This is a genomic window from Flavobacterium anhuiense, from assembly GCF_004151235.1.
Taxonomy (GTDB): domain Bacteria; phylum Bacteroidota; class Bacteroidia; order Flavobacteriales; family Flavobacteriaceae; genus Flavobacterium; species Flavobacterium anhuiense_A.
Map to the genome: position 1 here is coordinate 25,754 of NZ_JUIV01000016.1, position 26,985 is coordinate 52,738.

Below are 26,985 nucleotides of genomic sequence, written 5' to 3' on the forward strand. Positions count from 1 at the left end.
ACACTGAATACTGCGACTGCGACTGAATACTGCGATAGAAAATTAAAACTAGAACTAAAAAATGAGTAACCCTACAAACGGAAGATTAATTTCTTTAGATGCGCTGCGCGGATTTGTAATGTTTTGGATTATGAGCGGCGAACATATAATTCATGCTCTAGCCAAGGCGGCTCCAATTCCTATTTTTCTATGGATGTCATCGCAATTGCATCATGCGGAATGGAATGGCATTACATTCTATGACATGATTTTCCCTGTGTTTTTGTTTGTAGCAGGCGTTTCTATGCCATATTCTTTTGAGAAGAAAATGAATTTAGCGGGAGTATCAACTCCGCAGGAATTGCCCTCAAAAGAAAAACGAAAAATATACCTTTCTATGCTGAGGAGAACTGGAATTTTAGTGGTTTTAGGCTTCGTGGTTAATGGACTATTGCGTTTTGATGGATTTGATCATACCCGTTTTGCGAGTGTTTTAGGAAGAATTGGAATAGCTTGGTTTTTTGCCGGAATGATTTATTTGAATTTTGATTTTAAAAAACAATTTATTTGGTTTTTAGGCATCTTGGTGGGTTATTATGCGGCCATGAAATGGATACCGGTTCCTGAGTTTGGAGCGGGAGTTTTAACCAAAGAGGGATCATTGGAAGGGTATATTGACCGCCTATTTTTACCAGGCAGACTTCACAGTACCGTTTATGATCCAGAAGGCATTTTTTCGACTCTTCCCGCGATTTCTACAGCTTTATTAGGAGTTTTTACAGGAACATTTTTAAAAGCAAGAAATCAGTTTTCAATAAATGCAAAGTTAATTTTGATGGCTTTGACGGCTATATTGCTAATTATTGCAGGTTTAATTTGGGACATTGATTTTCCAATCAACAAGCATTTGTGGACAAGCTCTTTTGTATGTTTTGTCGGCGGATTCAGTATTCTGTTTTTTGTCTTTTTCTATTTGATAATTGATTTGTCTGGTTTTCATAAATGGGCATTTCCGTTGATTTTAATTGGTTCAAATTCGATTTTAATATATATCGCAGCAGAAGGTTCTGTAGATTTTAAACATACCGCAGATTACTTTTTTGGAGGTATGATACAGTATTTGCCAATTGTCTGGCAGCCAGTATTTGTTGCGCTCTCAGTAACTGGTGTACAACTTCTTTTACTTTATTTTCTGTATAAAAGAAAATGGTTTCTCAAGATTTGATGCGATCAGATCTTACAATACATTTTACTATCTAACCACACAATAACCACACATTATGAATGTATTACAAACCGCAGATTACATTGTTTTCTTTATTTACTTTATCATAGTCACGGCCTATGGAATGTATATTTACAGAAGCAAGAAAACTGCAGCAACTAGTTCCAACGAATATTTTTTAGCAGAAGGCTCTCTTACTTGGTGGGCAATTGGAGCATCATTGATTGCGTCTAATATCTCAGCAGAACATTTTATAGGAATGAGCGGCTCGGGCTTTGCCATCGGACTTGCGATTGCTTCTTACGAATGGATGTCGGCTGCCACTTTAATCATAGTGGCTATGTTTATTTTACCAGTTTATCTTAAAAACAAGATATTTACTATGCCTCAGTTTCTTGCTAAAAGGTACAGCGGTACGGTAAGTACAATTATGGCAATTATCTGGCTGTTGATCTATGTATTTGTAAATCTTACTTCAATTATATATTTAGGCGCTTTGGCGATTTCCTCTATTGCTCCGATAAGTTTTCAATTTTGCGTTATTGCGCTGAGTTTGTTCTCTGTAATTGTGACTTTGGGAGGCATGAAGGTAATTGGATATACCGATATGTTTCAGGTTATTGTTTTGATTTTGGGAGGTTTAGTCACCACTTATTTAGCTTTGACCTTACTTTCAGATCAGTTTGGTTTTGGAAAAGACATTTTAAAAGCACTTGCCATTATTGTTGATGAAGCACCAGGACATTTACATATGATATTAGAAAAATCCAATCCACATTACAATGAACTGCCAGGAATGTCGGTTTTAGTGGGCGGAATGCTAATTAATAATCTGGCTTATTGGGGATGTAATCAATATATCGTTCAGAGAGCTTTGGGAGCCGATTTAAAAACAGCACGCAAAGGAATTTTGTTTGCGGCTTTCTTAAAATTGTTAGTTCCAATTATTGCTGTTTTACCTGGTATCGCAATGTTTGTAATGCACGAGAACGGAATGTTTCAGCAGGAAATGGTGGATGCGGCAGGAGTTTTAAAACCAGATCAGGCCTATCCAACTTTAATGAATTTATTGCCTGCAGGATTAAAAGGCGTGGCTCTAGCAGCTTTAACAGCTGCAATTGTAGCTTCTTTGGCAGGAAAAGCCAATAGTATTTCGACTATATTTTCTTTAGATATTTATAAAAAATATTTTAATTCCCAAGCATCAGAAAAAAAGCTGGTTCGTACCGGAAGATGGTGTGTTGTGGTATGTATGATTATTGCAGCATTTGTAGCTCCAGCATTAAAATCATTAGATCAGGCATATCAGTTTATTCAAGAATATGTAGGTTTCTTTTCACCGGGAGTTTTAGCGATTTTCTTGTTGGGAATGTTCTGGAAAAAAACAACTCCAGCCGCTGGATTGGCTGGGGCATTATTAACAGTACCACTTGCAGCTATTTTGAAATTTCTGCCAATGTGGACAGAAGGTGCTTTTCCTGATTATCCTTTTTTGGATCGCATGACTATTGTTTTCTTTATCATCGTATTGATAATGGTCGGAATCAGTTTAGCAAAACCAGTATCAGAAGAGGAAGCTGAAGTTCATAAAATTGAAGTTGATAAATCGATGTTTAAAGTATCATCAGAGTTTATAGTTGGATCTTTTATTATCTGTGGAATTTTAGTGGCTTTGTACACTGTTTTCTGGTAATTTATGTTTTGCCACGAAGGCACAAAGACTCAAAGTTTATTTAAAAGGATTAAATTGAAAATTGCTCGCAAAAGCGTAAAGTTTATTAAGGAGAGAAGGTTTTAAAAAAAAACTTAGCGATTTAGTGTCTTTGTGGCATAAAAAAAATAACAAATGAAAAGAAATTTTGTAATCGTACTTTTTATTTTTTGTATTTCCTTATCTGTTTCAGCACAGAAAGTATTTGATGTTAAAAAATATGGTGCTGTTGGAGACGGAAAAACTTTGAATACAAAGGCAATCCAAAAAGCAATTGATGCGGCCAATAAAAACAAAGGCGGTAGAATTCTTTTTTCTAAAGGAACCTTTTTATCTGGAAGTATTGTTTTAAAAAGTAATGTAGAATTGTTTTTTGAGGATGGTGCCATTTTACTTGGCAGCACCAATCCAGAGGATTATCCAAAATATGAAGGAATTAGAGCTTTTATTATTGCGAATGAATCTAAAAATATTGCTGTAAACGGAAAAGGAATTATTGACGGACAGGGAAGAGAACTGGCTCTGGCAATTGATTCTCTGCATCACACGGGAGTTCGAATAGACCCAAAATATAATTACAGAAGAATGCGCCCTGAAGACGGAAGAGGAAAACTGATTTCGTTTGTAAAATGTGATTCTATCACGATGACTCAAATTACCTTGAAAAACAGTCCTGGCTGGACGCAGTGCTTTAGAGAATGCAAAAACATTGTTATTGATTTTATGAAAGTAGAAAGCCGTGCGTATTGGAATAATGACGGAATCGATCTTGATGGCTGTGAAAATGTACGAATTACAAACTGCAATGTAAATACTGCTGATGATGGAATTTGTTTAAAATCTGAAGTGCCAGGGTTGCACAATAACAATATTTACATTGGAAATTGTACCATTAGATCAAGTGCCAACGCTGTGAAATTTGGAACGGGTTCTTATGGCAGTTTTAAAAATGTGACGATTGAAAACATCAAGGTGTTTGACACATTCAGATCTGCTGTTGCAATTGAATCTGTTGATGGAGCGGAGATTGAAAATATTAAAGTTTCAGATATAGTGGCAACCAATACTGGTAATGCTGTATTGATTCGTTTGGGGCATAGAAATGGAGATAAACCGGGATATATCAAGAATGTATCGGTTAAAAATGTAAAAGTGCAAGTCCCTTTTGGTCGTCCAGATATTGATTATGATATGCGCGGGCCTGAGGTTGATTATTTCCATAATCCGTTTCCGTCTTCTATAGCTGGAATTCCAGGGCATTCAATAGAAAATGTGACTTTAGAGAATATTGAAATCGTTTATCCGGGAAGAGCTTCGAAAGGTATGGCATATCATCCTTTAAGCCGATTAAAAGATGTAAAAGAAAATATCAACGGATATCCTGAATTTACCATGTTTGGCGAATTGCCTTCATGGGGATTTTATGTCCGTCACGTAAACGGAATCGAAATGAAAAACATAAAACTGATTTTGGATAAAGAAGATTTTCGTCCTGCTTTTGTTTTTGATGATGTAAAAAATCTGACCATGAAAGCAATTGACATTCCTTCAGACAAAATCAATCAGATTGTTTTTAAAGATGTTTCATCAAGTGATTTGGATAGTGAAGCTGCAAAAAGAAAAATCGAACCAGAACAGAATAAATTTGAATTACCGGCTCATTAAGAATTGGCCACAAAGGCGCTAAGACTCAAAGTTTTTTACCAGAGATTGTAAAATTTTATTTCGCGCTCCCGATAGCTATCGGGAGCGTGAAACAAAAAAACTTAGTGTCTTTGAGCCTTCGTGGCATAAAAAAATTAAAAACATGAAAAAGAAATCTATAATCGCGCTACTTATTTTTTGTATTTCCCTCACTGCTGCGGCACAAAAGGTTTACGACATTAAAAAATACGGAGCAAAAGGAGACGGTAAAACCAATGATGCTGCAGCCATCCAGAAAGCAATTGATGCCTGCAGCAAAACGGGCGGAAGAGTTTTGATTCCTGCACCTTTTACCTTTTTGGCTGGACCAATTGATATAAAATCAAAAGTCGATTTGCATATTGAAGCTGGGGCAAAATTACTGGCAAGTCCAGATGAAAAACTCTATACAAAAAGTGCTTTCAGAACCAATCCGGGTGAAGGGACGATTTGGATTGGAGGAGAAAATATAGAAGATTTTACCATTAGCGGCAGCGGGAAAATAGACGGAAACGGAATTTCTTTTATGGGAGAGGAAGAAGAAGATGCTTATGTTTTAAAACCGTTTAATGTATTAGATCCAAGACCTCATGTGTTAACGATCATAGGCGGAAAAAATATTAGAATTAAAGATGTTCATATTGGAAATTCGGCCTACTGGACAGTTCATTTAATTGGCTGTAACGATGTCGTAATTAGCGGGATTACTTTATTGAACAGTTTAAAGGTCCGCAATAGTGACGGGATCGACTTGGATCATTCTAAAAATGTCAGAATCAGTGATTGTTATATCGAAAGCGGTGACGATTGCATCTGTTTGAAAAACAGAAGAGAATTTGAAGAATTTGGTGCCTGCGAAAATATTACAGTGACTAATTGTACTATGACCAGCAGCAGCTGCGCTATTAAAATTGGTTCGGAAAATATGGATGCTATTAGACAGGTAGTTTTTAATAATTGCATAATTAAAAACAGCAATCGTGCATTAGGGATTCAGAATCGTGACGAGGGAACAGTAAGCGATGTTATTTTCTCTAATATTATTATAGAAAGTAAATTAAACACGGATACTTGGTGGGGAAAAGCAGAACCGATTTATATAACAGCTTTCAGCAGAGCAAAAATAAATCATAAAGATGCCAATTGGCGTTTTCCAAAAGGAGCAACAGAAGGAAAAGTGGGCGAGATTAAGAATATTTATTTTTCTAATATCCAATGCTCAGGAGAAAACGGTGTTTTTGTGAGTGGCGAATCAAAAGATAAAATCAAGAATATTGTTTTTGACAATGTTAGTGTTTTTATAGATAAAATGACTTCTTTTCCCGGTGGATTATACGACAGACGACCTGCAAATGTAGAGGGTTTTGTGAAAGGAAGCACGTCAGGATTTTATTTTGATAACGCTGAAAGTATAAAAGTTCAGAATTGCACAGTTCAATGGGGAAAAAACAAACCAGATTATTTTAAATATGCGGTTGAAAGTAAAAATGTCGATGTTTTGAAAGTAATCAATTTGGATGGAGAAGCCGCTTTCCCAAATAAGTATGAGGCAGTTAAAAAGTAATTTATTCTTGTGAGAAAAATATAAGTGTAAAAAATACAATAAAAATACGCTTTCAAAAGATTAATTAATAAATTGCAGGTGCATTCTCAATATAAAAACAAAACAATACAAATGAAAAGAAACGTAATTTCAACATTATTCATAGGAGGTTTACTATTTAGCAGTATTTACGGAAATGCCCAAAAAGCGGCTTTGGAGGTTGATGCTTCCAAAACGATAACTAAAATCCAGCCGACCATGTTCGGTTTGTTTTTTGAAGACATCAATTTTGCTGCTGATGGTGGACTTTATGCTGAAATGATTAAAAACAGATCTTTTGAATTTGAGAAACCTTTAATGGGATGGGAACAGCCTAAAAGCAACAGATCTTCCATGAATAAAGAATCTGGAATGGCGCTGCCCATCAACGTAGCGGCAAATAATACTAATTTTTGCAGGGTTGAAATTAATAATGACAAAGGTTATGCTTTAATAAATGAAGGTTTTAGAGGAATGGGGGTGAAGAAAGATGCGAGATATAATCTTTCGTTTAAAGCAGCTAATCATAAAGGAGCCATCAAAAAGATTATTTTCCAACTGATTGATAAAGATCAAAAAGTGCTTGGAGAAACCAGTATAGTTCCAAAATCAGATGAATGGACCAATTATACCGCACAATTTACGGCAACTGAAACTGAGGCAAAAGCAAAACTGAAAATCACTTTTGAGGGAACCGGAACGATTGATTTGGATATGATTTCATTGTTTCCAGAAGATACGTGGAAGAATAGAAAAAATGGACTTCGTAAAGATTTAGTTCAGCTTTTATACGATGTAAAACCTGGATTTTTACGTTTTCCAGGCGGTTGCATTGTAGAGGGAAGAACTTTGTCAGATCGTTATCAATGGAAAAAATCGATTGGGAATATTGAGGATAGAAAAACCATGATAAACAGATGGAATGTTGAATTCAATCATAAATTAACGCCAGATTATTTTCAAAGTTTTGGTTTAGGATTTTTTGAATATTTCCAGCTTTCAGAAGATATTGGAGCAGAACCGCTTCCAATTTTGAGCTGCGGAATGGCGTGCCAGTACAATACAGGAGAATTAGCATCTATGGACGAACTGGATCCGTATGTGCAAGATGCTTTGGATTTAATTGAATTTGCTAATGGAGCTGTTACTACGGCTTGGGGAAAAATTCGTTCGGATATGGGACATCCAAAGCCGTTTAACTTAAAATATATCGGAGTTGGAAACGAGCAATGGGGCGCTGATTATATTGAAAGATATAAAGTTTTTGAAAAAGCTATAAAAGCAAAATATCCAAATATCATTATTGTATCAGGAAGCGGTCCTTCGCCAGACGGAGAACATTTTGATTATGCAATGGAAGAACTTAAGAAGCTGAATGCAGAATTGGTTGATGAACATTATTACCAAAGCCCAAAATGGTTTAGGGAAAATGCTGGCCGTTACGATAATTATGATCGCAAGGGGCCAAAAATATTTGCTGGAGAATATGCGGCACAAAGTGTTTCTGGGGCAAATCCAAACAATAGGAATAATTGGGAATGTGCTTTCTCAGAAGCGGCTTTTATGACAGGATTGGAGAGAAATGCAGAAGTAGTTCATTTAACGTCTTATGCACCTTTAATGGCTCATGAAGATGCTTGGCAGTGGACTCCAGATATGATTTGGTTTAATAATCTCCAGTCGTACGGTTCTGCAAACTATTATGTACAACAGTTATTCTCTACCAACAAAGGAACAGATTTATTAAATATTACTCAGGATGGAAAAGCTTTAATTGGTCAGAACAATTTATATGTATCGGCAGTAAAAGATGCAAATAGCAAAGAAATTATTGTGAAACTGGTTAATACTGCAGCCACAGCATCAGAAGTGAGTATCGACTTGAAAGGAGCAAAATTGGGATCAAAAGGAAGTATAATTAGTTTGGTAAGTCCAAATTTAGAAGATGAAAATACCTTTTCAGAACCTAAAAAAATTACTCCAAAACAAAGCGATTATAAAATAACGAAAGGAAAACAGCAATTGAATCTTCCTGCTTATTCTGTAACTGTTTTGAAATTAAAAACGATTTAAATAATATCCATTTAAAATAAAATACATGCCGTATCATTCTCTTCAAAAAAACCTTTTTTTAGTGTTAACGCTGACAGGATTTTCTGTTTTCGCGCAAAAAGATTTAAAACTGCAATACAATCAGCCTGCCGTGGAGTGGACGGAAGCTCTGCCGATAGGAAATGGTACACTTGGAGCAATGGTTTTTGGAAGAGTAGATTCGGAGTTAATCCAATTGAATGAAGCTACTTTGTGGAGCGGAGGACCAGTGCATCAAAATGTAAATCCGGATGCTTTTAAGAATCTGGCTTTAATTAGAGAAGCTCTTCAAAATGAAGATTTTGAAAAGGCCAATATTTTGACTAAAAATATGCAGGGACCTTACAGTGAAAGTTTTATGCCTATGGGAGATCTTATTTTGAAGCAGGATTTTGGCGGACAAAAAATAGAGAATTACAATAGAAGTCTGGATTTACAAACAGGATTGGCAGTAACAGATTTTACTATTGCCGGCGTAAAGTACAAAAGAGAGATTTTTGCTTCGGCACCAGCACAATGTATTATCATTAAACTTTCGGCAGATCAATTAAAGAAACTTTCTGTTACACTTGATGCTTCAAGTCTTTTGAAAAATGAAAGAATAGTACAAAATCAGACTTTGGTTTTAAAAGGAAAAGCACCATCGCATTCCGATCCTAATTATATTGATTATAACCAAGAACCAGTCATTTACGAAGATCCGTCAGGATGCAGAGGAATGCGTTTTGAACTGATTATTAAACCAATAATAAAAGACGGAGAAATAAGCTCGGAGGGAAATAAATTAGTGATTAAAAATGCCTCAGAGATTTTGCTTTTCGTCTCAGCGGCAACAAGCTTTAATGGATTTGGTAAATGTCCAGACAGTGAAGGGAAAGACGAACATAAATTTGCTGAAAGTCCAATTAAAAAGGCTGTTACGAAGAAATATGATAGTTTATTAAAAGAACATATCGCAGATTTTCAGAGACTCTTCAATAGAGTTTCCTTAAAGCTGAATGAAAAAGAAACCAATAAATCTAATCTTGCAACAGACATAAGATTGGAAGAATATGCAAAAGGGCAAAAAGACGCTGGATTGGAAGCTTTGTTTTTTCAGTTTGGCCGTTATTTGTTAATATCTTCTTCGCGTACGCACAATGCACCCGCCAATTTACAAGGAATTTGGAACAATAAACTTCGTGCGCCATGGAGCAGCAACTACACTACAAATATCAATTTACAGATGAATTACTGGCCTGTAGAGTCGGGAAGTTTGCCTGAATTATTTTTTCCGCTTGACGACTATGTAAAAAATGCTTCTGTAACAGGAGCAGAAACAGCCAAAAGTTATTATCATGCCAATGGCTGGGTTTTGCATCATAACTCAGATATCTGGGCAATGACCAATCCTGTAGGCGATTTTGGAAAAGGAGATCCAATGTGGGCCAACTGGTACATGGGAGCGAATTGGCTGAGCAGACATTTATGGGAACATTATGAATATACTGGCGACAAATCCTACTTGAAAAAAGTATATCCAATTATCAAAGGAGCGTCAGAGTTTAGTTTAGACTGGCTTCAGAAAGACAAAAATGGTCATTTGGTCACAATGCCTTCAACTTCGCCAGAAAATATTTTCTATTACGACGGAAAGAAACAGGGAACTGTAACAACAGCTTCTACAATGGATATTGGAATTATTAAAGATTTGTTTGAAAATACGGTTGAAGCCTCTAAAGTTTTAAATACCGATTCAGAGTTCAGAGAAAAAGTAAAGAAGGCGGCAGAAGAATTACTTCCTTTTCAAATAGGAAGCAAAGGACAATTGCAGGAATGGTATAAAGATTTTGAAGAAGAAGATCCGCATCATAGACATACTTCTCATTTGTATGCTTTGCATCCTGCAAATTTAATTTCTCCGCTAAATACACCAGAATTAGCCGCGGCAGCAAAGAAAACATTAGAACTGCGTGGCGATGATGGAACAGGATGGAGTCTGGCTTGGAAGGTAAATATGTGGGCAAGACTTTTGGACGGAAATCATGCGTATACATTATTCAAAAATCAATTAAGATTGACAAAAGATAACGATCCTAAGTACAAACGACATGGAGGCTGTTATCCAAATTTGTTTGATGCGCACCCGCCTTTTCAAATCGATGGAAATTTTGCAGGAACTGCAGGCGTGATCGAAATGCTGATGCAGAGCCAGAATAAAGAAATTCATCTTCTTCCAGCATTGCCAGATTCTTGGACAGATGGTGAAATTAGAGGAATTACGGCAAAAGGCAATTTTACGGTGGATATAAAATGGAATGAAGGAAAAATGATTCACGCTAAAATTATCTCTAACATTGGGGGGACCTGTTCTATAAGATCCTCTCTGCCATTTGCAGTAGAAAAATTAAATATAAAGAGTGAGAAATCCTCCATTGGCTACACTGCAGTTTTTGAGACTAAAAAAGGTATTTCTTATAACATAACGCCCATAAAATAAGAGTAGATAATTAATGAAAAACAACAAAAAACAAAATATTGTGAACGCAAAAAAAATTTTACTGCCCATACTGCTCTTGTCTTGAAATTGGTCTCGGACTATTGCATTTTACGAGAAAAATGGATTTAATAAAAAGGCCCCAAACTAAGGCTTGATTAATTAGTTTTGAAATGCAGAATGAAAAATTTGGCCACATTAGAATTATTTTTTTCTCCCTTGCGGGAATCAATAAATACCCCTATCATAAATTATTAGGCAATTAACCAATTTTTTGCCTCAGTCGAGCAAAACATAATAATTGAAGATTTACTCCTTTAAATAAACATTACCGGAAAACCCATTTCAAGGCAGTCCAGTAAGAGGTAATTTTCAATGGCCTTTAATTAATAATGTCAATTTAACGGGATATTATTTTCAGGGAGTATTAATTAATCATTTAAATATAACTGAATATCCGATTAGAAACCCTTAAAATAAAAACTGTCTTATTCATTTCTTTTATAGCTATGCTAATTTTGAATTGTAAAAAGAAAAGTGATTTAGAAAATCAAATTACTGTAAAAATTAAAGCCATTGACAGTAAAACAAAACAGTATAGGGTTAATGCATCAGACACTACTGAAATTAGAATGGTTAAGCCTGGGTATTTAAAGAAAAAATTTGTTACGGTTGGCGAATATATAACAGATTCTACTGGTTCGGTTAAAGTTAGATTAGATTCTACCGAAGAATATCATAATTAGTCTTTATGGAACAAATGTTTTTGGCTGGGCCAATTTTAATAAAAATGATTTAAAAAATGGCCAAGAAATAATTATAGTAGCTTCATCTCCTGAAAAAAGATAAATATTCATGAGTACTAAAAAAAGCCAAGTGCTCGGCTTTATATTGTTATAATAATTATTGTTGTAAATCTGGCTTTATAATAGAAATATATTAGTTAGTCCCTACATTGTAACTAGCTCACTTTTATAATGAGGGCATGGATGGGCGCTTGTATGATCCTAAATTGCTCCGTTTGCAGACGGATAATTATGTTCAGGATCCAAGCAACACCCAGAACTATAACCGATATGGGTATGTGCTGAATAATCTTTTGAAATATACAGATCCGATCGGCTGGCTTACGGAAGAAGAGAAGGCAAAAAAGCACAAAAAGACGAAGAGGAGCGATTAAAAAACGAATATGGCCGAGCGTATGGCAGGCAGTTTCATAGCATTAAACCAATATATAAATTACAAAATTTATGGAGGATTTTAAAAGAATGTTTTAAGTTAAGGAAAGATTGTCTTTCTTTGGCTCTATGAATTACTTTATGCTATTTAGGTTTTGTCGCACAAATGTAATCCCTTTCAATAAAAATTTAAAACATTACTAAAAAGATTTGAACGGAGGCTTTTAAGATGATTTTGAAACTAAAAAGGCTGCCAAAAGACAGCCTTTAAAAACTAATTAAAATAAAAAAAAATAAAAAAATCGATAAGAATGTTTTAAACCTTGAAACTAAAAATGGATTTAAAATTGATTCTTACTTTGCTTTCATAAGCACTTGTACGCTGTTTGATTTCTTCAAGGCATTTACTGTAAATTCTTTTAAATCTTTCGCAGTAATGGTGTTTAATGTATTTTTAAGAAGTTCTATATCAAGAGGTGTTTCATCGTTGCGAACGTACGATGTGAGCACATTAAGCCAGTAACTGTTTTCTTTAATCTGTTCCTGATAATTTTTAATGATCGATTGTTTAATGTCTTCCAGCATGTTGGCAGGAATATTTTCTGTTTGTACTCTTGTTAGTTCTGCGTGAATGATTTTTATCAACGCATCTGCTTTGTCAGGATTACAGTCAAAATTGATTTCTAAAGAGTATAATGGAGAAGGGGATTGCGATAAATTGGCCGCAACTTGTACTCCGTAACTGCCTCCTTCTTCTTCACGAATGGTTTCTAAATAACGTTTTTTCAGCCACTCCGAAACTATAAAACTCAGAATTTGGTTCTTTTTAGAATAGATTACATCTTTATTTTCTAAATGAAGATAAACAGTCGTTTTGGGCGTATCCATCGTTCTGAAAATTGTTTTTTCAGTATTTCCATTTTTCATATAAATTTTATGATCGACGTATGTTTCTGTTTTTTCGCTTGATGGAATATTGCCTAAATAGGTATTGATTGCTTCAGTATCTTTCTCAGAAATGTTTCCTACGAAAAGGAAAGTAAAATCTGCAGCATTAGAAAAACGTTCTGTATAGAATTTCTTTGCTTTATTCAAGTCAAAAGCATTGATGAAATCTTGTGATAATAACCAATTGCGTTTATTATAATTGCTGTTTAAAACCGAAATCGTATCACTTAATGCTTTTTCGTTGCTATTGTTAGCATTGTTGAGTTTGTTTTGGTACTGCTCTTTAATTTTGTCAAAAGTATTGGCGTCAAATCTTGGATGCTGAAAATATAAATAAGTCAGCTGTAACAAAGTTGTCAAAGATTCTTTATTGCTGCTTCCGTTAAAACCTTCATACAAGCCTCCAATATATGGGCTCACGGTAGCTGTTTTACCAGTTAGTTTCTTTTTTAAATCAGTAAACTTATAATCTCCTAAACCAGAATATGAAGCCACACCAGTAGCAATCTGAGCTGACGGAAGATCCTGCCAGTCTGCAAGCGAATTTCCTCCTGCGCTGTAAGCCGAAAACAAAATCTGGTCTTTGCTTAATGTGGTTGGATAAATAATCACTTTTGCACCGTTGGCCAAAGTATATTCTTTCGCATTTGCGAAAGCTTTGATATCGCTGGTTTTTACAATCCCTTTTTCTGTCAATTGTTCTTTTACCAATGAAGCTGTAAGTTCTTCTTCTTTGTACGGTTCTAGTTTAGTGTTTGAAATGGTTTTTATGGCATTCCAATACTCGTTTGCTTCAGGAAATTTGGTTGCAGCATCTTCTGGGGCAGAAACCGATAAGATTAAACTTTGTTTTGGCTCTAAAGCTCTAAAAGCGGCATTTACCTGCTCGAGTGTAACTTTATCTAAGAAGCTGTTTATCCATTTGTACTCTTGATCCATTGTCATAACTGGATTGGCTTCTAGGAAATACATCTGAAATTGTTCTGCCCAGGATCCGTTGCTGATTTTATCTTTATTTGCCAGACGGTTGTCATAACTGCTACGCATTTTGGTTTTCAAGCGGTCTAATTCCTGCTGTGTGAAGCCGTTTTGAATGGCTCTTTCATATTCTCTATACGCTTCTGAAAAAGCTTCTAAAAACTTGCCTTTTTTAGGGGCAATATTCAATGAAAATTTGCTGTCTAATCTGGAAAGATTGCTATTAGATATTCCAAAAGATAAAGCAGCCGTTTCATTATTCAAGATATATTCTCCAAAACGAATATTCATTAACTGCATGGCAAGGCTTTCCTGCATGCTTTTGGTCATTTCAGTTTCGTTTTGCAGTAAAGGTTTTGGTCTGGTATAGGAAAGTGAAATCCCTGAGCGCTGTAATTCCTTATCGGTAGCTAGAACATAGCGATTTTCCTTTTGCGCCGGAATTTTTTCGTATTCTCTTTTGTTGATTTTCTTTGGAGTAGGTATCGAACCGAAAATCTCTTTAACACCTTTCTCGATAAACGCCACATCGATATCTCCGACAATAATGACAGCTTGGTTTTGAGGCTGATACCATTTTTTGTAATAGTCTCTTAAAACCTGATATTTGAAATTATTGATGACATTCAAATCTCCGATTACATTTCGTTTTGCATATTTTGAACCTTGAAAAACGACTTTGTCTATTTTTTCTCCGGCTCTGTAATCTGCATTTCTTCTGGTGCGCCATTCCTCACGAATAACGCCTCTTTCTGCATCAATTTCGTTGTCGGCCAAAAGTAAATAACCTGACCAATCATGAAGTACATACATGCAGGAATCCAGTAAAGTTTTGTTGTCAGCCGGAACATTGCTTATGTTGTAAACGGTTTCGTCATAAGCCGTGTAAGCATTGATGTCTTTTCCAAAAGAAACACCTTGTTTTTCCAGCATATTGATAATTCCTTTTCCTTTAAAGTGTTCTGTTCCATTAAAAGCCATGTGTTCCAGAAAATGAGCTAATCCGTCCTGATCATCGTTTTCTAAAATTGCTCCAACATTTTGCACGAAATAGAAATCGGCTCTGTCTTTCGGCCATTCGTTGTGCATGATGAAATATTGCATTCCATTTTTAAGCGTTCCATGCGCCACTTCTTTGGGCAATGGAAAAGTAGTCTTAAACTGCGCAGAAACCTGAGTTAAACCCAGAAATAGGAAATGCGCTAAAATTAATTTTGTTTTCATTGTTGATCCTTATTGTTCTTTTTTTTGATTGAATTTTAGTTGGAATAGGGTATAAGAAGTCCCTGCTATTCATTTGAAGGTCTCGCGAGAAACCCTCAAACAATAGTTTTTTTAACACATAGAAGCATAGTTGCTAGACTTATAAAAGGCGTTTCACTTGCATCAATTCACATAGTATTCTATGTGTCGAAGCTAGCTTCTTCTTTGCTCTCAAAAGAAAAAGAGAAAAAAATCTATGTTTCTATGTGTTTCATAATTTTAATTAAATTACATCCAGTCTGGTTTTGCAGCACCTTTTAAGTAGTAATCAAAATACTGCTGCATTTTGAGTGTCCAGTCTTTTCTATTGCTGGCATCGTCTAAGGTATGTCCTTCTTTTTTATAGTTTACCAATAAAGCAGGTTTTCCTAAACGACGAAGTGCAAAGAATAAAGATTGTCCTTCTTGATAAGGAACTGCGCGGTCATTATCATTATGGAAAATCAAAATAGGGGTTTTAATGTTTTTTGCAGCAAATAAAGGCGAATTTTTGATGTATCCGTCAAGGTTATCGTGCATTGAACTTCCCATACGATATTGATCGGCTTCGTATTTAAACATAGTCGAAATTCCATTGGATCTCATAACAGGATAATTGGCAGTAAAGTTGCTTACGCCAGAACCTACAATTGCACAAGTAAAAAGATCTGTTTTAGTGGTTAAGAAAGAAGTTTCGTAACCTCCAAAACTGTGTCCCTGAATTCCGATTTTACCTTTTTCAGTAATACCATTTGCAATTAAATAGTCGACACCGCTCATGACATCATTGTAAACGCTGTTTCCAACATCACCATAAACATAATGAACGTCTGGCTGAAAAACGATATATCCTCTGCTTAAATATGAAGGAATATTAATGTTTGAAGAACTAATTTCTGGCAGCTGATATGCATTAAATTCTGTTGTATGTTTTTCATAAAAATGAACAATTACAGGATATGTTTTTTTGCTGTCGTAATTGTCTGGCAGATAAAGATTCCCTTGGTTTTCTTTTCCGTTAAAGCTTTTCCATGTCAATACTTTTGCAGTTCCCCAAGCATAATCTTTCTGTTGCGGATTTATATCTGTCATTTTAGATTGTGAACCAAAATTAGCAGTGCTCCACCATAAATCTGGGAAAATAGTATAGCTTTCTTTGCTGAATAATACACTTGAATTATCTCCAGAAACAGCTTCAATTCGCACATTATAATCAGCATTAGCAAATACTTTTGTAATCGTACTATTATTAGCTAATTTATATACTCCTTTTGATTTACTTGTGATATCAAAACCTATGAAAGTAATTGATTTTTTAGTGTCCAAATCTCCTATAAAGCCTGTTTCATTATAACGAAGCTCTACATTGTTTTTTCTTCCGAAACCATTCGTAATAGAATAAGCCGCTTTTTGATTCGTAAGATCAATCGCCCACAAATCAAACTGATCGTAAAGAACAACTGTATTTCCGTTGTTTAACCAGCCAGCAATTCCGTAAGCCGTATTGGCCGATTTCATGTCTACGTTTTCATCTGAAACTGGAAAAGGAATTTGTGAACTTATGTTTTTAAACTGCAAAGAAGCAGAATCAAAAACTGTCCAAATTTTTTCTTTTTCATTATAATAAACAGCAAAACTTCCTTGCGGATTCCATGTTATACTTCCAAAAACTCCAGTTAGTACTTTTGTAGATTTTCCTGTCGAAGCATCAATCCAATATACATCGTTACGTTCATTAAAAGTCCAATCTACTTCTACAGCATATGGTTTTTTATCAATGGCAAAAACACCTTTGAAGTTTCCAGATTCTGGAATTAGAACCTGATCAAATTCGCCTGTTGAAGCAAGTTTTATAACTTTTTTATTTTGAATATCATAAATGAATTTTTGTTCACTTGGAAGCGTTTTCGTATTTCTTAGTAATTCCTGTCTGCGCTCCATAGTTCCCTGATTTGATCTCCAGATTTCAATATTCGATTTTGCAATCTGTGTATTTTCAGGACGTTTATTAGAATTTACTAATAGCGTAATAAAACGAGTGTTTTCGTTTAATCCGTATGCTGTTTTTGAAATCGAATAACCAGATTCGCCTAATTTAATATCATCATAGTTGAATGAAACTTTTGTAGAAGTATTATTAAGATTAAAAGAATAAACCACATTAAAATCGGAGCTGTTATTGCCTTTCAAAGTAAAACTGCCGCCATTTTCTTTATCGTTTATTTGAAAATCGCCAAAATCAGAAGCTTTTCCGCTGTAAATAGTTTCTTGTTTTCCGCCAATTGCTCCGTGTTTTAGAAAAACCTGATCCTTTTCAATCTGAACATACACGATCGATTTGTTCTTTAAAAAACGAGACGACTTAATGTTGCTTACAAAAGTACTGTCATTACTTTCTAAATTGTAACAAACCAAACGCTGCAAGAAGAATTTTCCTTTTGGAGTTTCAGGGCGAGTGTAGTACAGGAAATCGGTTCCGTCAAGTGCATTTGTGTAATGCTTGCTTTTCCAAAGTTTTTTAACTCCTGTTTTTAAATTCTGCAAAAGCGTGCTGTCATTTTTGCTGTACTGAATCCAGTCTTTTTTTCCGATGAACTTTAAATCACTGATATTCTCCAGCACCAATCGTTTTCCTTTTGGAGCTTCCTGAATAATAATCTGTTTTTTGTTTTCTTTTTCTTCATCTTGAAAAACAGTATTATACGACATCCATTTCCCATTATAAGAAATAGACTTGCTGTTAATTCGCTGCCACGATTGGTATGCCGATTCGTCTACTGCTTTTTTCTGTGCAGATAAACTATGCACACCCAAAGCGAGTGCACATAGTAAAACTATTTTTTTCATATTTTTTTGATTTTCAAAAAGCAATTATTCGTTTTTCAAAGTATTGATGACATTTGTAAGTTCATCTACTAATTGTCCTGGATTTCCAGAATATCCTTCAGATGTAAAACGGATTTTACCGTCTTTAATCACAACTTTTCTAGGAATACCGCTTGAATTAAAAATTTTGGCATATTGGCCAAAAGAAGCATTGTTTGTGCCACCGCCTTTTTTAACCAAATCAAAGTACGTATTGATTTTTAAACCTTTTTCTTTTAAATATGCCAAAGCTTCTTTTTTATAGCCTTCTTTAGTTTCCTGAGTACTGATAAAATAAATTTCAACTTGTTTATCATCTTTGAAATTGTTTACCAATTGCTGCATAGCTGGGAAAGCTTTTTTACAAGGCCCGCACCAAGTTGCCCAAAAGTCGATTACGATAATTTTACCGCTGTTTAAAACCAAATCTTTTGTTTTGCCATCTGCTGACTGCACTTTAATTGGAGGAGCGGCGATATCAATCAGAGCGATTTTTTCTTCTGTTTTGTTTTCTTTTTTCAGCTGCTCCAAATAAGCAGGGAAATCAGCTTCTTTTTTGCCTTCTTTCAAATACAATTCTTTAAGTTTTGCAGTTGCGCCCTCAGATAAAGTATTGGCTCTTGCCGCATTTTTTAAAACCTCAATGATTGGTTTGTTGAAAGATTCTAATGCTTTGATATGGATATCGTTAATACTTGCTTTTTCATAACGTTTTTCAAATGGAAGCAATTCGAAAGTCTCTAAAACTTCTTTGCATTTTTTCAGCATATCATACATTCGAATCTGAATCACTAATTCGTTGTTAAGCTGATTTTTTGCATTTTCAGTGGCCTGATTTGGCGACCAATACAATCCTGACATATAAGACATGTCATTTACCTTTTCCTGCATCAGTTTAATCATAGGCACTGCCATAGTTTCAATAGTTGCAGCGTCAACAGTTTTTAAGTACAGCGCTTTAGAAATATTCTGGTGATAAGCATCATTTAAATTAGCAAAATTCATGGTTGGAATCATGGCCAAAATGCTTTTATAATCTTTGTTTTCAAAATAATTAGTAAACTGCAATTTTACAATATTGTTATAAAAATACTTTTGAGACGACGGCACTTCAGAACTGTATGGAAAATCAGCTAAAAATTGTGCAATTAATTTATTCCTTTCTGCGGCATCTGCAGTAGGCATAATTTTTTGATAAGCTTTTTGCCTTAAAAATGCTCCTTTTGGAAACTGTTTTACGATTACATTTTCAAGAGAATCTGCTTTTGTTTTGTTTTTTAAATCATTCAAATAAATTTGATACACTTTTAGATAAACTTCTTCTGGCATTCCCTTCATATTTTTTGTAAAATCTCCAAGGAAACGAGTGCCCAATTCCTGAAATTTTTCAGGTTTTTGAACTTTCAGAACTTGGAAATAAGTATCAAAAAACTCTGGAAATCTGTTGCCATTACTTGCTACTTCTTTTTTTAACCAATATTCTGTAGCATCGCCATCAATAGAAAAATCTTTAAAATAACCTCCAAATTGGCCATTAAAATCTTTATTTCTAAAAGTTGCCCAAGCCAAATCTGCACCAGGCATTTTAACTTTTGGTTCTTTAAAAGCAACCAGCATATAACCAGTATCCTGATTAGTATCGGTAACTAATCCGTTTTCGGTATTGCCATAGAATTTGAAAGCCATAAAAGCACAGTTTTTTGGAACTGTAAAATCGGCGCTGTAAACAGCGCCATTTTTTTTCATTTTTAGGTCTTCAATTTCCCATCTGTAATCATTAAAAACATAAGCATAACCATTGATATTTTTAACGTTTTCTAAAGGTCCGCCTTTTGGATCATACGTCATGCTGAAAGTTGCTCCAGGAATCGGAATATCGACCATTCCTCGTAATCTGGATTTAACTTCTTGGCTTTTGACCTGTAAGGTAAGGGCGCAGAACACCAATACCAATACTTTGATATTTATTAATTTATTGAACATTGTAAGTTTTATTTGCCCAGTTCTGGGTTTAAATCGATATAATTTTGATTGATTGGGAAAACATATCCGTCGCTGTTTGGAGCTAGGGTATAGGTTTGGCCTTTGAAAACTCGGCTATAAGTTTTCTGATAAGTCGGATCTAAATTTAAGCGGCGCTGATCAAACCATCTGAATCCGCGTCCGATAAATTCTTTTTGCCTTTCAGTTAAAACCAAATCCAAAGCTTCCTTGTTTGTTGCCGCAGTAACACTGTAAGCCGTTCCTGTTTTAAAACGTTTAGCTCTTAAGATATTTAAATAATCAACTGCTTTTTGCGGCTGTCCGCCTCGCGCATAACATTCTGCTGCGATAAGATACATTTCTGGCACTGAAACCCCAACGTTTATACCGTTTGTATTGCTGTAAGTCGCAATTCCAAATCCTCTTCCTGTGTAAGTAGGAGAGATGGCAATATTACCAGCAATTGTATAATAATCGTAGCGCAAGTCATTAGTTCCAAAACTGCTTAATAAATCAGGAGACAAAGGAGCTCTATTGTAGGTATTGAGTAAAGTTTTAGAAAATATTACTTCAGGATTCTGAATCAGAACGGGATAACTGTAGCCAGAAGCAAATGTTTTTAAATCAATCAGGCCATTTTGCATCTGTAAAGCTTTTTCTGCATTTTCAAGACTCAACTGATATTGCCCCATATATAGATATGTTCTGGCAAGTAATGCATACACCGCTTTTTTAGAAGGAAGCACATTAAATGGAGGAGAATCCTGAATATCATTGGCTAAGGCATTCTTTAAATCAGATATAATTTGATCGTAAACTTGAGCAACAGTGCTTCTGTCTAATGAAGAAAACAGTTCAGGTTTCAATAAAATAGGCACAGCTTTTTCTGAATTCGCAGAAGCTGGATCAAATTGAGGTCCGTAAGTGTTTACTAGCTGCAAGTAAGCAAATGCTCTATGCACAAAAGCTTCAGCATAGATTTCTTTTTTTTCTGCATCTGTTCCTTTTTGGCTGCTCATTACGCCATCTAGGATTACGTTACTGTAATAAATTGCTTTGTATAATCCGATCCAGTCTGAATCGCCCTGAGAAGGATCGTAAATTCTGTCCTGCCAAGTATAGCTGTTTGCCCAAATCGTACTTACTCCGTTTTGATAAGTTGTCGGAAATTCAACATCAGCATTAGCAATAAGATAGATTCCTCCAGAAGAAGTCATATCGTTATAGCTGTTAGCCAATGCCCTGTAATCAGAAGTATATTTTAAAATTCTGTTATTTCCAACCTGTTCAACTTCAACATAATCTCGGCATGAGTTTAGTAAAAGCAAAGGAAGGATTATATATAATGCGGTTTTTAGAAATTTCATGATAATCTGTTTTTTAAATTAAAAAGTGCAATTAAATTGTAACGAGTAATTACGCTGTGGGGCAAGTGTATTGTAATTAGCGTTTGACAAGTATTGCGGATCGATTCCTAAATCATTTTTAACCCAAAGCAATCCAAGATTTCTAGCGGCAAAATTGAAACTTAATGACTTAATAAATGTTCTTTCTAACCATTGTGATGGCACATTATATCCTAACGAAATCTGCTGCAATCTAATATTGTCTGCAGGAAGCACATTAATATCTGCCATCTGGTAACGGTTCAAGCTGTTAAAGCTAATATTGGTTAGGCCAGGAACATTTGTAATAGCTTCGTCTCCTGCTTTTCTCCATCTGTCAGCCACTAGCTCGTCTTTAGCAACAGCTCCAGACTGTACGCCAGAATATGAAGGATAATTTTGCAATACGGTATTTCTAAATACGTGTCCTGCATAATAAGTTATTTGAACTCCTAATCTGAAATTTTTAAAAGAAAAATCATTAATAAAGCCTCCAAAATAAGGAGCAAAAGAAGTTCCCATTTTTTTCAAATCGTCTTTATCTATTGCTGCAATTCCTTGAGAAGAGTTAACGATTGTACCGTCTTTTTTATACACCTGAGACTGTCCAGTTGCATCCAGTCCAGCCCAGTTGTAAGCATAGATTGTTCCAATACTGTTTCCAACCATAGCTGCTGAACCAAAATATTGGTTAGTGCTGTTTAATACATAGCGAGAGTCTGTAACTTCATTGGTATTGTAGGAGAAATTAAGGTTGCTGTTCCATTTAAAGGCAGTATTTATAATTGTTCCTGAAAGAGACAGATCAACACCATGGCCTTTTAAAGAAGCGGTATTATACGTTACAAATGACCATCCATAAGTTGGATTGAAAGGAAGGCTTGCTAGAATATCATTTGTTTTTTTATAATATAAATCAAGACTTCCTCGTAAACGATTTTTGAAAAATCCGTAATCTAGACCATAGTTTAGTGTTGCAGTTGTTTCCCATTTAATTTCAGGGTTTTCAGGGATAGAAATAGAAGCTGTTGGTAATTGCGTGTTGAAATCGACAGATCCAATACTGATTACAGGACTCTGGCTTCCAAATCCTCCAGCAGGCGAACTTCCAGATTTTCCATAAGTAACTCTTAATGCTAAACTGCTTAACCAGTTTACATCGCTTAAGAAAATTTCTTTATTGATGTCCCATTTTCCGCCTACAGACCATAATGGCAATGCTCTGTTTTTTCTAGAAGCTCCCAATAGATTAAAATCATCAAAACGAATGCTTCCAGAAACATGGTAACGGTTCTTATAATCATAAGAACCTAGTCCGTAATAGGATAAATAACGGTTTCTTGATTTGCTGATACTATTATCAGTGCTTCCAATAATGCTCTGCCATCCGTAAACAGTAGTATAATACACTGTAGGATTTACCGATTGTCCTGAGTTAGTATCAATATTGTAACCATAGTATCTTTGGCTTGAACCTTCTCTGCGTTCTTCTCTAATTTCAGAACCAGCTAAGAAATGCAGGCTGTTGTTTTCGTTAAAGTTCTTATTGATATTCATCTGAAAACGCATACTCTGAGTATCATTGCTGGAATTGGTATTATACAAATAAGATCCTAAGGGTATACCATAAACTAATTTTCCAGCTGTATTAACTGATGTTGCCTGATTAATCATATTTCGAGTATAATAGCTGTCTAATTCACTCAAAGACTTGATTTTGTTGGTAATATTAGTGTACATTCCAGACGCTTCAAAATTTAGCCAATCTGTAATTGTTGCTGTTAAACTGGCATTTAATCTTAAATTAGCACCTTTGGTTATCACGTTAGAATAATTCAGCTCATCTAAATAATTGTAAGACCAAGGCAAGTATCCTTTTGCTTCAAATCCTTTTGCGACTTCTGGTCTGAAAAGGAAATAGCGGTCAATTCCTTTTCCGTTTTCATCAGCAATCATATCGTATGGTCGCAAGGCTGTGGCAGATACATTTGAAAGAGCTTCGTTTGCAACGTTATTGTTTTGATAGGTACTTGGAACGTAATTTACTCCTGTATTTAACTTTAAGTAGCTTTTAAGCTGAAAAGAATTGTTTAATGTGATATTATAAGATTGGGAATTGTTTCCTTGCATTGCAGCCTGATCTTTATTATAGCCTAAAGACAGATAGTAAGTGCTTTTTTCGTTTCCTCCATTTATAGATAAATCGTATTGGGTCGTAACTGAATTTCTTAATAAATATCTGTTTATCTGCCCCAAATTATCATTTTGCGATAGCTGGCTCAATAATGCATCTCTTTCAGAAACAGAGATTTGCCCTCTTTTTTGTCTGAACATTATTTCTTGTGCTGCACTTGGATTAAGGGCTTGCCAGTTCGAAATATTATCAGCTACAAATCCGCCAGCCACAAGATCTTTTTCATAATCGATGTATTGTGCAGTATTCATAACACGAAGTTTTCCCAAGTCTATTTTTTCTCCAATACTTGTAGTAGTATTAAAAGTTATAGATGGTTCACCTTTTTTTCCTTTTTTGGTTGTGATTACAATAACGCCATTAGCAGCCATTGATCCCCAAATTGAACTTGCTGCGGCATCTTTTAAAACCGAAATGCTTTCTACATCATCTGGATTAAGAAAACTTAAAATAGAAGTTCCTGGTACGCCTCTTTTAGAAAATGCAAAATCTTCTCTTGACTGCGGAAAACCATCAATAACAATTAACGGCTGTCCTGTTCCGCCAAAATTATTTGTTCCTCTGACACTGATTGATCCTGTTCTTGGATCAACATTTACACCAGCAAGTTTTCCTTCTAGCCTTGACTGGATGTCTACTGTCGGAACCTCAGCAAGTTCTTTTGCGCCTATTACTCCAATAGCTCCCGTAACTCTTTCTCTCGGGATTTCAGTATAACCGTTAGAAGCAGGAATTTCAACAGAATGGAGTTCCATAACATCTGGTACAAGTGTAGTATTGATTACTCTTTTATTGTTAACGGCTACGGTTACAGTCTTATATCCTAAAGAGCTGAAAACAATGGTATCATAAGGAGAAACCCTCATTCGGTAATCACCTTCTTTTCTAGTAATATCCCAAGTTTGTTTTCCTTTTAGCACTACGTTTACGCCAACCATCGGGGCACCATTTTTGTCGGTAACTTTTCCTGTTAGTTCATATTCCAGCTGTTCTGCTTTCTTTTTATTTTTCTTTACAATTACTTGCTTATCAATAATATCAAAAGTAAGATTGTTGTTGGTGAAAGCATTATTTAAGATTTCTTCTAAAGTAGCATCTTTGTCCAATGTAATGGTATTGGCAGATTTAAGCACATCGTCATTATAGAAAAAGACATAGTTAGTCTGTTTTTCTAAAGTAGAAAATACCTCGGTTAGTGGCGTGTTCTTGAAACGAACATGTATTTTATTTTGTCCTAAAGAAGGGTTCGCATATAAACTACACATACTTATCCAAATAGATGCAGTAACAGATCTCATAAGCAGCAGATATAGGTAATAGTGGTATCGTTCAGAAAAATACTTTTCTGAATTATGTTTTTTATTCATAATTTTGTTTTGAATTTAAGATATAGTCAATTAGCGTTGACTACTGTTCTACAATGCCAAAAGATGGTTCCAACATCTTTTGGTTTTTTTTTGGTTAGTTTTTACAAATAAGGTTGATATGTTTATTTCTGGTCTTCTATCATAGGCTTTGGTGGTTTTAGAATTGATTTTTTTATTTATTTAATTGTAATAGTTCTTTGGTTTGCGTTAACAGTACAGCTGCTGTTGGTAATACTCGCTAAAGTACTCGCCAGCGAATTAAGGTTTTCATTTAAGGCAAAAGATCCAGAATAATTAGCGTCGAGGTTTAAATTATCGCCTTTGATAAATTCTATTTTATAATATTTTGAAAGTTTGCCTAAAATCGTATTCAATGACTGGCTTTTGAAAGTAAAATAGCCTTCTCTCCAAGACAATGCAGAAGCAACATCTTTTAGTTCGACTTTAATCTGCTTTTTATCTTTGTCGATTGTGGCCATCATTCCAGGCGTTAAATCTTCCTGAATTTCTTTATTGCTTAACAGCCCTTTTTTGTTATACGTAATTCGAACTTTTCCTTGCAATAAGGCAGTTTGGACTGTCTGGTCTTCAGGATAGGAACTTACATTGAAAACCGTTCCGAGCACACGGACATCGCATTCTTTTGTTTTTACAAAAAAAGGTTTGGCTTTGTTGTGCGCTACATCAAACGCCGCTTCGCCAGTTAAATACACTTCACGAATTGCTCCATCAAATTGAGCTGGATAAATTAAGGAAGAACCTGAATTCAGCCAAACCTTTGTACCGTCAGTTAAAACAATCTGCGTTCTTTTACCGTAAGGAACTCTAACTGTATTAAAAGAAGTGCTGTTAGCATTTGTGTTAATTGACTGCGTTCCAACTGTTACTTTTTCACCGTTTTTTCCATAACTAATTACTGAACTGTCCTGTACAGCAATAGTTTTTTGGTCTTGCAGTACAAGAGAGATATTCTCTAAGTCTGCATTAGACATTGTTGTTTCTCCTTTTTCAGCAAAAAGCTCTAAATCTGTTTTAGGTTTGCTTTCTGGAGTTCGACTAATAAACAATCCGGCTAATAATGCTACGCTGGCAGCCGCAGAAAAGGCGATTAATCTTTTCTTATTCCTGATTCTGGATTCTTTTTGCTCCAGTTCTATTAGTCCATGACGAATTTGACTCTTTAAAGAGTCTTTTTCATCGTTCGATATTTTGTTAAAGTTAATTTGCAAGGCGATGTTTTTATGGGGTATATAATACTAAGAGAACAACTCTTGTAAAACATAGACATAAAAAATAACCTTTTTTTAAAGTTTTTTTCTTAATTCTTTCAAACACCTGTAAATCAGTGTTCTGCAAGACTCGATAGAAATGCCCAAAATAGAAGCAATTTCTTCATAAGGTTTGTCTTCGTTAAATCTGTAGAATAATGCTTTGCGCTGTTTTTCGGTAAGTTCTTCCATTGCAAAAGCCAGTCTGGAGTTTAGCGCTGTATGATTTTCTTCTTCGATCAAAGCATCTTCAAAAGAAAGTTCTTTTAATATAACAGAATCATAATCAGTACTTAGGGAAAATATTTTCTGCGTAGCTTTATGTTTTTTTAAAACATTTCGTTGCGTGATTTTAAACAAATACGATTTTACATTGACACTTTCGGCAAGACCGCTTCGGTATTTGTAGATGTCTAGAAAAACATCATGAATAGCATCTTTAGCAATTGAAGTTTCGTTAGTATATTGTAAAGCAAAAGTTAGCAAAACATCAGCGTAGATATCATACAACTTCTCAAAGGCGGTAATATCACCTTTTTTAATCTGCTGCCATAAAAAAATATCTGTTGTGGTATTCTCCATTTAAGGAATGAAATTGCTTTTGATTTTTGAACAAATCTATAACTTTTATCAGTTGATTAGATAATATTTCGAATTTTTCGCATCATTTTGAAGATTTTTCTTGAAATAATGTGTATTATTTTGTTAAAATCAAACTAGTTTTCAAGGTTGCTTTTCTTGTTTTAGATGTTTTTAAATGTATTGGGTCTTAAAAGTTTTGAATCGACAAAATGAGTATTTAGCGGAATTAAAGTCTTGTCATTTTTTTG

At 34.9% G+C, this 26,985-nt stretch carries 14 protein-coding genes and 1 pseudogene; 8 read left to right on the forward strand and 7 right to left on the reverse strand.

Going from position 1 to position 26,985, the window contains the following annotated elements:
• Positions 1-61 precede the first annotated feature (61 nt).
• The 8 genes and pseudogenes from NU08_RS17070 to NU08_RS22585 form a co-directional block, all read left to right on the forward strand.
• The gene (locus tag NU08_RS17070; RefSeq protein WP_129748321.1) at positions 62-1,204 is read left to right on the forward strand and encodes an acyltransferase family protein; all 1,143 of its coding nucleotides are present in this window, start codon (positions 62-64) and stop codon (positions 1,202-1,204) included.
• A 55-nt stretch (positions 1,205-1,259) separates the two neighbouring features.
• The gene (locus tag NU08_RS17075) at positions 1,260-2,897 is read left to right on the forward strand and encodes a sodium/sugar symporter (RefSeq protein ID WP_129748322.1); all 1,638 of its coding nucleotides are present in this window, start codon (positions 1,260-1,262) and stop codon (positions 2,895-2,897) included.
• 153 nt (positions 2,898-3,050) lie between these two features.
• Positions 3,051-4,580, forward strand: a complete 1,530-nt coding sequence (locus NU08_RS17080; RefSeq protein ID WP_129748323.1) for a glycoside hydrolase family 28 protein — start codon at positions 3,051-3,053, stop codon at positions 4,578-4,580.
• A gap of 142 nt (positions 4,581-4,722) precedes the next feature.
• A complete protein-coding gene (locus NU08_RS17085; RefSeq protein WP_129748324.1) occupies positions 4,723-6,162 on the forward strand; it encodes a glycoside hydrolase family 28 protein in 1,440 nt (479 codons plus the stop codon).
• Between the two features lie 111 nt (positions 6,163-6,273).
• Complete coding sequence (locus NU08_RS17090; RefSeq protein ID WP_129748325.1) at positions 6,274-8,253, forward strand: alpha-L-arabinofuranosidase C-terminal domain-containing protein; 1,980 nt, start codon at positions 6,274-6,276, stop codon at positions 8,251-8,253.
• A gap of 25 nt (positions 8,254-8,278) precedes the next feature.
• A complete protein-coding gene (locus NU08_RS17095) occupies positions 8,279-10,750 on the forward strand; it encodes a glycosyl hydrolase family 95 catalytic domain-containing protein (RefSeq protein ID WP_129748326.1) in 2,472 nt (823 codons plus the stop codon).
• Positions 10,751-11,256: 506 nt separating this feature from the next.
• Positions 11,257-11,493, forward strand: coding sequence for a hypothetical protein (locus NU08_RS17100; RefSeq protein WP_129748327.1), 237 nt, complete (start codon positions 11,257-11,259; stop codon positions 11,491-11,493).
• A gap of 239 nt (positions 11,494-11,732) precedes the next feature.
• Positions 11,733-11,870: pseudogene (locus tag NU08_RS22585) on the forward strand (RHS repeat-associated core domain-containing protein); the annotation flags it as partial.
• Positions 11,871-12,279: 409 nt separating this feature from the next.
• Here the strand turns inward: NU08_RS22585 and NU08_RS17110 are convergent.
• From NU08_RS17110 to NU08_RS17140, 7 genes are all read right to left on the reverse strand, one after another.
• Positions 12,280-15,075, reverse strand: a complete 2,796-nt coding sequence (locus NU08_RS17110) for a M16 family metallopeptidase (protein ID WP_129748328.1) — start codon at positions 15,073-15,075, stop codon at positions 12,280-12,282.
• 267 nt (positions 15,076-15,342) lie between these two features.
• Positions 15,343-17,940 (reverse strand): alpha/beta hydrolase family protein, encoded by a 2,598-nt coding sequence (locus NU08_RS17115; protein ID WP_129748329.1) that lies wholly within the window; start codon positions 17,938-17,940, stop codon positions 15,343-15,345.
• A 24-nt stretch (positions 17,941-17,964) separates the two neighbouring features.
• A complete protein-coding gene (locus tag NU08_RS17120) occupies positions 17,965-19,941 on the reverse strand; it encodes a TlpA family protein disulfide reductase (protein WP_129748330.1) in 1,977 nt (658 codons plus the stop codon).
• Between the two features lie 8 nt (positions 19,942-19,949).
• A complete protein-coding gene (locus NU08_RS17125) occupies positions 19,950-21,308 on the reverse strand; it encodes a RagB/SusD family nutrient uptake outer membrane protein (RefSeq protein WP_129748331.1) in 1,359 nt (452 codons plus the stop codon).
• Between the two features lie 18 nt (positions 21,309-21,326).
• On the reverse strand, positions 21,327-24,887 hold the full coding sequence (locus tag NU08_RS17130) for a SusC/RagA family TonB-linked outer membrane protein (RefSeq protein WP_129748332.1): 3,561 nt from the start codon (positions 24,885-24,887) through the stop codon (positions 21,327-21,329).
• 176 nt (positions 24,888-25,063) lie between these two features.
• Positions 25,064-26,116: a FecR family protein gene (locus NU08_RS17135; RefSeq protein ID WP_129748333.1), complete on the reverse strand. Its 1,053-nt coding sequence runs from the start codon at positions 26,114-26,116 to the stop codon at positions 25,064-25,066.
• A gap of 75 nt (positions 26,117-26,191) precedes the next feature.
• Positions 26,192-26,737: an RNA polymerase sigma factor gene (locus NU08_RS17140; RefSeq protein WP_129748334.1), complete on the reverse strand. Its 546-nt coding sequence runs from the start codon at positions 26,735-26,737 to the stop codon at positions 26,192-26,194.
• Positions 26,738-26,985 lie beyond the last annotated feature (248 nt).

Bases quoted from the DNA above. Each gene is read 5' to 3' on its own strand.
- NU08_RS17070 (WP_129748321.1), top strand. From the start codon at position 62: ATGAGTAACCCTACAAACGGAAGATTAATTTCTTTAGATGCGCTGCGC.
- NU08_RS17075 (WP_129748322.1), top strand. From the start codon at position 1,260: ATGAATGTATTACAAACCGCAGATTACATTGTTTTCTTTATTTACTTT.
- NU08_RS17080 (WP_129748323.1), top strand. From the start codon at position 3,051: ATGAAAAGAAATTTTGTAATCGTACTTTTTATTTTTTGTATTTCCTTA.
- NU08_RS17085 (WP_129748324.1), top strand. From the start codon at position 4,723: ATGAAAAAGAAATCTATAATCGCGCTACTTATTTTTTGTATTTCCCTC.
- NU08_RS17090 (WP_129748325.1), top strand. From the start codon at position 6,274: ATGAAAAGAAACGTAATTTCAACATTATTCATAGGAGGTTTACTATTT.
- NU08_RS17095 (WP_129748326.1), top strand. From the start codon at position 8,279: ATGCCGTATCATTCTCTTCAAAAAAACCTTTTTTTAGTGTTAACGCTG.
- NU08_RS17100 (WP_129748327.1), top strand. From the start codon at position 11,257: ATGCTAATTTTGAATTGTAAAAAGAAAAGTGATTTAGAAAATCAAATT.
- NU08_RS17110 (WP_129748328.1), bottom strand. From the start codon at position 15,075: ATGAAAACAAAATTAATTTTAGCGCATTTCCTATTTCTGGGTTTAACT.
- NU08_RS17115 (WP_129748329.1), bottom strand. From the start codon at position 17,940: ATGAAAAAAATAGTTTTACTATGTGCACTCGCTTTGGGTGTGCATAGT.
- NU08_RS17120 (WP_129748330.1), bottom strand. From the start codon at position 19,941: ATGTTCAATAAATTAATAAATATCAAAGTATTGGTATTGGTGTTCTGC.
- NU08_RS17125 (WP_129748331.1), bottom strand. From the start codon at position 21,308: ATGAAATTTCTAAAAACCGCATTATATATAATCCTTCCTTTGCTTTTA.
- NU08_RS17130 (WP_129748332.1), bottom strand. From the start codon at position 24,887: ATGAATAAAAAACATAATTCAGAAAAGTATTTTTCTGAACGATACCAC.
- NU08_RS17140 (WP_129748334.1), bottom strand. From the start codon at position 26,737: ATGGAGAATACCACAACAGATATTTTTTTATGGCAGCAGATTAAAAAA.